The 231-nt window shown below is 61.5% G+C and carries 1 protein-coding gene; it reads right to left on the bottom strand.

From position 1 onward, the window contains the following. A partial coding sequence (locus LD028_RS09630) for an aminotransferase class I/II-fold pyridoxal phosphate-dependent enzyme (RefSeq protein WP_237811688.1) occupies nt 1–231 on the bottom strand: 231 nt, incomplete at both ends.

Below are 231 nucleotides of genomic sequence, written 5' to 3'. Positions count from 1 at the left end.
GCCTTGCCTTTTTCCTTTTGCGCCAGGACGGCATCACGCAGGCCGGCTGCGTTAAACTTCATGTCCGCGTCGTAGAGCGGGTAGTAGACCAGTTCCGCTCCGCGGCGGACGGAGAAGGTGAGCTCGTAGTTTTCCCAGTTTTTGTCCGGCAGAATTACGGCGTCTCCGGGGCCTGCGAACAGATCGGCGACCACGCTCAGGCCGTGGGTCAGCGCGTTGGTGACGATCGGA

The organism is Anoxybacillus sp. LAT27 (assembly GCF_022030075.1).
Lineage (GTDB): Bacteria > Bacillota > Bacilli > Bacillales > Anoxybacillaceae > Anoxybacillus > Anoxybacillus kestanbolensis.
Note: the sequence above shows the minus strand (reverse complement) of the source record. Positions and strands in the feature narration are given on the sequence as shown.